This window comes from Streptomyces sp. NPDC005799, assembly GCF_040630525.1.
In the GTDB taxonomy this organism is placed as follows: Bacteria; Actinomycetota; Actinomycetes; order Streptomycetales; family Streptomycetaceae; genus Streptomyces; species Streptomyces griseorubiginosus_B.
Genome location: NZ_JBEXXQ010000089.1, coordinates 18736 through 27538 on the forward strand (window position 1 = coordinate 18736; position 8803 = coordinate 27538).

General features: G+C 67.8%; 10 protein-coding genes. 6 read left to right on the top strand and 4 right to left on the bottom strand.

Features of this window, described 5'->3' with window-relative positions; all coding sequences use genetic code 11:
- Positions 1-118: 118 nt before the first annotated feature.
- The 4 genes from ABZ453_RS47535 (at position 119) to ABZ453_RS47550 (ending at position 4098) form a co-directional block, all read left to right on the top strand.
- A complete protein-coding gene (locus tag ABZ453_RS47535; protein ID WP_359025779.1) occupies positions 119-793 on the top strand; it encodes an iron-sulfur cluster-binding domain-containing protein in 675 nt (224 codons plus the stop codon).
- A 240-nt stretch (positions 794-1033) separates the two neighbouring features.
- A complete protein-coding gene (locus ABZ453_RS47540; RefSeq protein WP_359025781.1) occupies positions 1034-2707 on the top strand; it encodes a CocE/NonD family hydrolase in 1674 nt (557 codons plus the stop codon).
- Between the two features lie 282 nt (positions 2708-2989).
- Entirely contained in the window at positions 2990-3349 is a 360-nt protein-coding gene (locus ABZ453_RS47545; RefSeq protein WP_359025797.1) for a CocE/NonD family hydrolase, read from the top strand.
- On the top strand, positions 3343-4098 hold the full coding sequence (locus ABZ453_RS47550) for a CocE/NonD family hydrolase (protein ID WP_359025783.1): 756 nt from the start codon (positions 3343-3345) through the stop codon (positions 4096-4098). Before ABZ453_RS47545 ends, ABZ453_RS47550 begins: the two co-directional genes overlap by 7 nt.
- Before the next feature lie 189 nt (positions 4099-4287).
- Here ABZ453_RS47550 and ABZ453_RS47555 read toward each other — a convergent pair whose 3' ends face one another.
- The 4 genes from ABZ453_RS47555 to ABZ453_RS47570 form a co-directional block, all read right to left on the bottom strand.
- Positions 4288-5115, bottom strand: coding sequence for an alpha/beta fold hydrolase (locus ABZ453_RS47555; RefSeq protein WP_359025785.1), 828 nt, complete (start codon positions 5113-5115; stop codon positions 4288-4290).
- 92 nt (positions 5116-5207) lie between these two features.
- Entirely contained in the window at positions 5208-6251 is a 1044-nt protein-coding gene (locus ABZ453_RS47560) for a helix-turn-helix transcriptional regulator (protein WP_359025787.1), read from the bottom strand.
- 249 nt (positions 6252-6500) lie between these two features.
- Positions 6501-6872 carry a transposase gene (locus ABZ453_RS47565; protein WP_359025789.1) on the bottom strand — a complete coding sequence of 124 codons (372 nt, stop codon included), beginning with the start codon at positions 6870-6872 and terminating at the stop codon, positions 6501-6503.
- A gap of 1 nt (position 6873) precedes the next feature.
- Positions 6874-7089, bottom strand: a complete 216-nt coding sequence (locus ABZ453_RS47570; RefSeq protein ID WP_359025791.1) for a helix-turn-helix domain-containing protein — start codon at positions 7087-7089, stop codon at positions 6874-6876.
- Positions 7090-7709: 620 nt separating this feature from the next.
- Between ABZ453_RS47570 and ABZ453_RS47575 the strand changes: the two genes are divergently transcribed.
- Both ABZ453_RS47575 and ABZ453_RS47580 read left to right on the top strand, forming a co-directional pair.
- Positions 7710-7898 (top strand): hypothetical protein, encoded by a 189-nt coding sequence (locus tag ABZ453_RS47575; protein WP_359025793.1) that lies wholly within the window; start codon positions 7710-7712, stop codon positions 7896-7898.
- Between the two features lie 720 nt (positions 7899-8618).
- On the top strand, positions 8619-8803 hold a 185-nt coding region (locus tag ABZ453_RS47580; RefSeq protein WP_359025795.1), incomplete at its 3' end, for a toxin-antitoxin system HicB family antitoxin.

Sequence of the window (8803 nt, forward strand, 5' to 3'; positions counted from 1 at the left end):
GAGTCGTTGGCAGCGGCGGTCGCGGCGAGGCGGCAGGAGGTCGTTGAGGAGTTCCTGGACGACTTCGAGCCGGGCCGTGCGCACGACTTGCGGGCTCGCCGCGGCCTGTCCGGCGGTCTTGACCGTCACCGCGCCCCGGAACGCCTTCCCCTTCGCCGCCGAAGCATCTCTCCTGCTCATCGCGGGCGGCATCGGAATCACCCCGACCCTGCCGATGGCCCGGGAGGCTGCCCGACGGGGGCTGGACTGGAGGCTCGTGCACACCGGCCGCGACAGCGGCTCGATGCCCTTCGCGGCAGATCTGGCCGAACTCGCGGCCGCAGCCCCTGGCCGGGTCCTCATCCGTCCCGACGACGAGTTTGGTGTGCCCGAAGCAGCCGATCTGCTGAGCTTGAGCCCGGTGGCGGGTGCGGTGTACTGCTGCGGGGCCGCGCCCATGATCGACGGCGTTCGGCGCGCGTTCGGTGGCAGCCGCGCCTCAGCCCTGCACTTCGAGCGTTTCGCCCCGCCCCCGATTACGAACGGCCGCCCCTTCGAACTTCAGCTGGGCGACACCGGAAGGGTCCTGCCGGTGCCGTACGACCGCTCCGCCCTGGATGTTCTCCACGAGGCCCTGCCGGACATGCCGTTCTCCTGCCGCCAGGGGTTCTGCGGCACCTGCCGGGTACGGGTGGCGCATGGTCGTGTCGATCATCGTGACCGTCGGCTCACGGCCACCGAACGTGCGGAGGGCGCCATGCTGCCCTGCGTCTCGCGTGCACCGGAAGGAGAGCGGTTGGTGCTGGAGGTGTGAGCGATGGCCGAGCGCCCAGCATCGCTCGTTCAGCGGTCATGAATGAGCCCTGTCGGCCTCATCGCGGCCCGCTCACGCCAGCCGAGGTCAAGGCGCCCGTTCACCTCGTCTGCGACGTCAACACGGTGGCGTAAGCGCCCCCGAGACCGCCGCGGTCACCCCCGATCGGGGGTGTCGCGGGGGTGCGGGCCCGGTCGACCATCTCCTCGACAAGGCGTCGTGGCAACAAAGGAGCAGCACATGACGGAGATCCAGATCGATGTCGACGTACCCGCGCAGATGCGTGACGGCACAGTGTTGCGGGCGGACGTCTACCGGCCCGGCGGCAGCGGGCCGTGGCCGGTGCTGTTGAGCAGGCTGCCGTACGGGAAGCAGATGGCCCTGGCGATCGCCGTCCTCGATCCCCTGGCGGCGGCCCGGCGTGGCTTCATGGTCGTTCTCCAGGACACCCGTGGCCGGTTCGGCTCCGAGGGTGAGTGGGAGCCGTGGACGCACGAGGAGAGCGACGGGTACGACACCGTGCGGTGGGCTGCCGCCCTGCCCGGCTCCAACGGCTCGGTCGGCATGATCGGGGCCAGCTATTTCGGCAACACGCAGTGGATGGCGGCGCTGGCCAAGCCGCCGGAGCTGAAGGCGATCGCTCCGATGGTCACGTGGTCCGATCCGGACGACGGACTGTGGACGCGCGGCGGTGCGATCGAGCTCGGCATCACCGCGCCCTGGACGCTCATGATGGGTGCCGACGCGCTGATGCGGCGGCACGGCACCGACCCCGCCACGCTCGTCGCCGGCCTCGGCGGACTGGTGCGGGATCTCGACGGCCTGGCGGGCGGCGGCTACGGCGAACTTCCCGCCGGGCGCTTCCCCGCGTTCGTCCGGCACGGTCTTCCCGAACTGGGCTACGAGCGATCCCGGCGGGAGCCAGAGTGGGCGCGGGCCTGCCGGGTCTATGGCCGGCACGACGAGGTGGACCTGCCCACCTACCAGGTCGGCGGCTGGTACGACATCTTCGCCCAGGGCACGCTCGACAACTTCACCGCCATGCGCCGCGCCGGCCGCTCCGCCACGCTGGTCATGGGCCCGTGGAGTCACGCCAACCGGCAGCACGTCATCGGCGACGTCAACTTCGGGTTCGCCGCGAACTCCGCGTTCATGGGCATGCGCGGCCCCCTGAACGGCCTCCAACTCGACTGGTTCCAGCACACGATCGGCGACGGCGAGGCACTGGAGCCGGACACGGGCCGGGTGCTGCTGTTCATCATGGGCGTCAACCAGTGGCGCGAGGAGACCGGATGGCCCCTTTCGCGGGCCGTGGACACGGACTTCCACCTTCGCGGGGACGGACGCTTGACCCCTGAGCCCCCGTCCGCCGCCGAGCAGCCCAAGGAGTTCACCTACGACCCGATGGACCCGGTGCCGACGACTGGCGGAGCCCTGTTGCTGACGGACGACTTCCGTCCCGGCCCGCTCGACCAGGCGGGCGTGGAGGCGCGCGAGGACGTCCTCGTCTACACCACCGACCCGCTGACTGAGGACGTCGAGGTGACCGGCCGCGTCACGGCGGTGCTCTTCGCCGCCACCGACGGCCCCTCGACCGACTGGGTGGCCCGCCTGTGCGACGTCGACGAGAATGGTGTCTCTCGCAATGTCACCGACGGCGTCGTGCGAGTTCGGGAATCGACACCCGGTGAGTCTGCCGAGTACGTCGTGGACCTGTGGTCGACCAGCATCGTCTTCCGCGCCGGACACCGCATACGACTCCAGGTCACCTCCAGCAACTTCCCCCGCTGGGACCGTAACCTCAACACCGGCGAACCCGAGGATAGCGCGACCACGGCACGAGTGGCTCACCAGCAGATCTTCCACGACCCCACCCGGCCCTCCCGCATCGTCCTGCCGGTGGTCCCGGGCTGACAGGAAGCGGCAGAGGGGGCGGCCGCGATCGGTCGACGTCTGGAACAACCCATCCGGCACTCCAGGCTTGCCAGGCCGACAGATCGCGTGACACAGCGCGTCCGAGACCACGACCCTCGCTTCCAGTAGCCCGCCACGATCTCACCCATCAAGGACGCAGTCCGCAGCTCTTCGGCCAGGTATATCCCCTGCGACCTCCCCTGATGCATCGGCATCAGGGGAGGTCGCAGGCATCTGGCGCTGAACATCGGCAGCTGGTACGACCTCTACATCGGGCAGACCCTGCGCACCTACACCACCGCCCGCCAGAAGGCCGGCACCGCGGAGGCGCGAGAGGGGCAGCGGCTGATCATCGGTCCGTGGGACCACCTCGCCACGAATGGCGTCTATGCCGACCGGTCTTTCGGCCCGCTGGCCGACGCCCAGATGATGGGCCTGACCGGCCTGCATATGAAGTTCTTCGGCCGCTGGCTCCGTGGCGGCACCGCCGCCCTGGACGACGTGGCGCCGGTGAAAATCTTCGTGATGGGCATCGACCAGTGGCGCGACGAACAGGCCTGGCCGCTGCCCGACACACGGTGGACCGACTTCCACCTCACGAGCACCGCCACGCCAACACCTCCGACGGCGACGGCGTGTTGACGACCGAGGTGCCAGCCGACGCCGGGCACGAGACCTACCTCTACGACCCGCGCCGCCCGGTTCCCTCCGCCGGCGGGGCGTCGAAGCCGACGACGCCGGGGTTCTGCGGTCCGGTCGACCAGCGGACCGTAGTCTCCCGCTACGACGTTCTGTGCTTCGCAACACCCGTACTGAACGAGGCTGTTGAAGTCACCGACCCGGTCAGCCTGACCCTGTACGTCTCCTCGTCCGCGGTGGACACCGACTTCACCGCCAAGCTCGTCGACGTCTTCCCCGACGGCAAGGCGATCAACCTGTGCGACGGGATCCTGCGCACCCGCTATCGGGGCGGTCTCGCCGCGGAAGAGCTGATGGAGCCCGGCGCGGTCTACGAGATCACCGTGGACATGACGGGCACCTCCAATGTGTTCCTTCCCGGTCACCGCATCCGCGTGGACATCTCCAGCAGCAACTTCCCCCGCTACGACCGCAACGACGGCACCGGCTTCGTACACGGCCTGGCCGCCAAGGACCGCCAGTGGGCCGGACGCGCGGTCGCCCTGGCTGGAGCCGGTGGCGCGGGCCTCGCCCTGGCCGCGGCCCTGATGGCGGCGGGCACCGGGCGGATCGATGTCACCGACCCCGACCCGCAACGCCTCGCCGCCCTCCTGGCCCGCCTGGAACCTCGCTGGCCGGGCCGCGTCCTCGTGGCCTCCGGGACTCCCGCACCGGACAGCGCCATCGCCGTCAACGCCACTCCCTGGGCCTGAGTCCGGCGGACCCCCTCCCCTTCGAACCGGCGCGACTGCCGCCCGGCACTCTGGTCGTCGACATCATCATGCGCCCCGCCGAGACCCGCCTCCTGCGCGCCGCGACCGCACTGGGCCTGCCCACCCATCCGGGCATCCACATGCTGCACCACCAACTCCCCCTGTACCAGGAGTTCTTCTGACTCCCCGCTACGGCTGCGGACTGATCACCTCAGCCGCTTCGTCCCCCGTGTGATGCCCCTCCTTCCGATGCCGCGGAGGACTCTGCGGCCGCTGGAGGCGGGTCGAGACGATCTCGGCGACGGCCGGTATCTGGTCGCTGAGGTAGAAGTGACCGCCGGGGAACTCCGTCAGCTCGAACTCCCCCCTGGTATGGCTCCGCCAAGCCGCCATGTCGTCCCGCGTCAGACCGGCGTCGCGGTCGCCGTAGAGGGCGAACACGGGACACGAGAGGGCGGGGCCGCGACGGTGGACGTAGGTCTCGATCGCCTTGAAGTCGCTGCGAATGGCCGGGAGGAACAGCCGCAGCAGGTCGTCGTCATCAAGGAGCCGGGAATCCGTTCCCTTCAACCTGCCTATTTCCGCGCGCAGTTCGCTGTCGCTCATGAGGTGAACCCGCCCGGCACGAGGTCGCGAGGGGGCACGGCATGCGGAAACGAAGAGGGCTGTGGGCACCGAATTGCGGGCTTCCAGAAGGCCGGCGACCTCGAAGGCGAGTGCGGCCCCCATGCTGTGCCCGAACAGCGCCAGCTGGTCCTCCCGCCATGGAGCCAGCGCGTCGACAATGTGGGCGGCCAGGGTGTCCAGGTTGTCGACGGTGGTCTCATTGAGGCGCTCCCCACGCCCCGGGTACTGCACCGCGCAGACTTCGACGGCGGGCGACAGGGCCGCCGACAGCGGAAAATAGAAACTGGCTGATCCACCCGCGTGGGGCAGGCAGAGCAGACGTGTGCAGGCTTCCGGGGCCGGATGGAATTGCCGTATCCACGCGTTCGGCTCCCGCTTGACGGCTGTCATGCGACTCGTCTTCCTTTCCTCGGCCGGCACACGACTTTGGTCCTCCTGTCGTCGGATCCGTGTCGACAGCCGGATATTCAGAACCGTTTCCCTCAATGCCCGCCGGTGCCGTCCCACACCTTGACCAGTGCCATACGTGAGGTGACGTCCAACTTGCGGAATATCTTCCGCAGATGGAAGGCCACGGTGTGACGGGAGAGGAAGAGCTGGGAGGCCACCTGGTTGTTGGTCAGCCCCTGGGCCACCAGTTCGGCGACCGCGGTTTCCGTCTTCGTGAGGTTCCTGATCTCCTTGCCGGGCAGGGTGGGCCAACGGGAGATGCGATGCCGGACGCCGAGGTTCCACAGCCGGTGCTTGATGCGCAGGACGTCGTGGAACGCCCCCACTGCCAGATACGCGTCGCCGCTGCGCTCCAAGACCGGGACGATCTGCTCCTCGGGCAGCCGTCGACGGTGCAGTAGAACGCCGTAGTCCTCCAGGGCGGAAGCCCGTGCCCACGGGTCCTTGTGCGTTTCGACGGCCCGCCACAGGTCGTCGGGGTTCCGGTCGACCAGCGCCTTCGCGTGCTGGGCCGCCGCGGCCAGCGAGCGGGTCCGCGGGTTCATCGCGGCGAGCCGCTGAGCCGCCTCTACCCCCTGCTGAGCCAGCGCCTTCTGGTCCGTCTTCAACGCCAGCCGTACGAGCCATGGCGCGGCGGCCGGCTGACAGATGAGCACGCCCCGGCTGATCTCACCGAAGTCGACGAGTTCCTCGATGAACGGGGCCGAAGCATCTGCCCCGTCCTTGGCCTCCCGTATCTGGATAGCCGCCCAGGCAATGTGCGCGGCCCAGGTTCCGCCGCGTCCCATGAGCACGTCATCCGTGAGCTTCTGGACGTACAGCGAAGTGGTCCTCAGATCACCATCGCGCAGACCGATCAGGGTGAGCAGGAGATGGGCCGAGGCCGCCACCGGGCCGGGACACCTGACGCGTTCCAGCACGCTTCTGCTCCACACGGCTGCGGCTTCCGTGTCGCCGCTGGTGTAGGCGAGCAGAGACCGGGCCACGCCCAGCTCGGCCGGACCGTCCGCCGGATCACGGAAGCCGGTCAGGTCCCGGAAGTAAAGGATTCCCCGCGCTCTGTCGAACTCCCGCATGTGAGTGAGACCTATGGCCAGATGTATTCGGGAATACATCTCACAGTCGCAGGCGGGGCGGGCCATCGTCGTTCGAAGGGATTCATCCAGCACGCTGAGGCCACGTTCAAGCAATCCGTCCGTCCAGTCGGATAATGCCTGCGCGGTGATTCGGTACGAGACGCAAGCGGCCCCGGCCGCTTCGGCGGAAAGGCACCGTAAAGACAACATGCTGCCCCCTCTAACTAGTATCTCGTAATCCTGATTGCGTTACTTCGAGTTGTTATTGACGAGTTCTTCACACTGCTCTGGACGAGCCGGACCTTTGCAAGGATCTCGTCGGCGGTGGGGGGTCCAGGTGAAGGGATTCGCATTCTCGTTCCAGGCGTCGATGTAGTCGCGGATCTGCTTGCCCAGGACGTGGACGATCTCGATCTGGTTAAGCCACGAGGGCCCGACGGGGGTGAAATGGAAGTGGACGTGCAGGTTTGCCGCCAGCCACGCCTTCACGTTCGGGGTCGTGTGCGTGGACAGGTTGTCCAGGACGACGTGGATTTCCTTTCCCGCATGCAGCTTGACAGCCTTCTTCAGGAACGCCGCGAAGTTCGCGCCGTTCCGGCTCGGCTTGCACTCGCCCAGCACTTCATGTCGTGACGTTCAGTGGCGGGGACATCCTCGTCAACGCGATCACCCGGACCCGCGTCCAAGGCGGCACCTGAGTTCGTGGCCCGCCCCGGCGTTTGTCCTCCAGCCCGGCCACACCCCGCTCGGCATAGCGGGACTTGCAGCGGTCCACCGTCAGAGGTGCCAGGCCGGCGAACTTGGCAGTGTTCTTTCGCCGCGAACTTCGGCCAACCACAACACGATCCGCGCGCGAAGTGCCACGACAGCTGGCACATCCCGCGAACCCGCCGGCTCTCGCCGTTCAGCTATCTACTCAGAGGAGAGATCCATACCAGACTCAACGATCAAAGACACCTCAGGTTCCACAATCAGGATCACGAGACACTAAGGGCGCGTCTCCGAACAACACGCGGGTCTACGTCCCGGTAGTGCCGACCTCGGCGCATGCTCGGTGCAACGTCGCCTCAGGTCAGCTGCTCGTGGCACATGTCGCAGGCGCAGAAACGGAATCGGCGTGCTATTGATCTGCAAGCCCTTAGTTGGTGAGTGAGGCCGGGCCATGAGTACAGCCGGGCAACGCAACTGCCGTAGTAGGGCATCGCCCGCGCCGGCCAGTCAGAAACTCGACGCGCTGCGATCAAATGACATGCCCGCAGCGAGGGCATCCGACAAGACAACCGACCGCGGGCCTCCGGGCGATTGGCGAGAGGGGTGACGCGTTGGACGGAAGACGACAAAGCAGACACGACGCTCCCGTCTGGACGAGTAAAGAATTAACGGAGACTGCCAGCAGGTCCCGATGGGTAATGTTTCTAACACACATACCATGCGCCGCATATGAGTCAAATGCCCCCCATGGCCCCTTACGTGATCTACGTCTGTCCGGATTTATCCGGCGAGGCCGAGGGCGGCCAGGGGCCTTCGCCAGTCGCGGGCGGTGTGACGCAGGGCGGCGGCGCTGGTGTGGCCGATCTCTGCGTCGTGGCCGAGGAGGTCGGCGAGTTAACCGACGTCGGCTCCGCATGTCTTGGAGGGGATGTGTGAAACCGCGGGCGGGCACACCACAGGGCGTGCGGCGCTGCACGCCGATGCACGTGGGTAGATGACGGTCCGGGCCGTGGCCACGGATGGCTTCGGCCAGTTCTGTGCCGGGTTGGGGCGGTGGGCGTGGATGGTGAGGCCGGTGATCCGGCCTGATTGGATGACTGGGCCGTGCTGTACCCCGCCGTTGATGGTGTTGTGCACGGTGGCCTGCTGCGTAGCTTCGTTGTGGAGGTGTTGCAAGGACGTGAGCATTTCGCGTAGTTCGGCGCCGGAGATGGCGCTGGCCTCCAGCAGACGTCGTAGGTGTGCGCAGAGTCGTGAACCCTGGGCGCAGCTCAACGTGGCCATGGGGGATCCCTCACCTGTCGCTTGAAACATCGAGGAGTGCGCGACCGAAAATCCTGAGGACTTGGCGGCAAGCATTAGCCTGATTCCCGTCCTGCTGTGCATCGTGCGGTCTGAGGGCCCTCCGGCCCTTCCGGTCGGCGGCCCCTCGGTGCTCGGAGCCGTCCAGGAGTGCGTCAGGGGCAAGCCGCTCGATGGGCAGCAGACGCGGGCGGCCTGCGTCCGTCGTCGGGGTGCTCCTGGTGGTGCTCGGGCCCGTCCCGAGGCGGCGCTGCGCGGTGCACATGGAGGATCTTGCCCCCTCGGGCTCGGGCCTGCTGGCCGCTTGGCAGCATCCGCTTTACGCCACCGTCTACCGGTGGCTACTCTGCAACCATGACTGTCACCACTATGACCTTGCGCATCCCCGATGACCTCGCCCCCGCGATTAAGGCGGCCGCCATCGAGGCCGGCCTGAGCGTGAACGCCTACGTGGTGCGCGCCGCGCGCCGCGCCGCCACCCTCGATGCCGGCAGGCAGCTTGCCGCGCTCGGCCTCGGCGACGACCTGGCGGGCGAGGG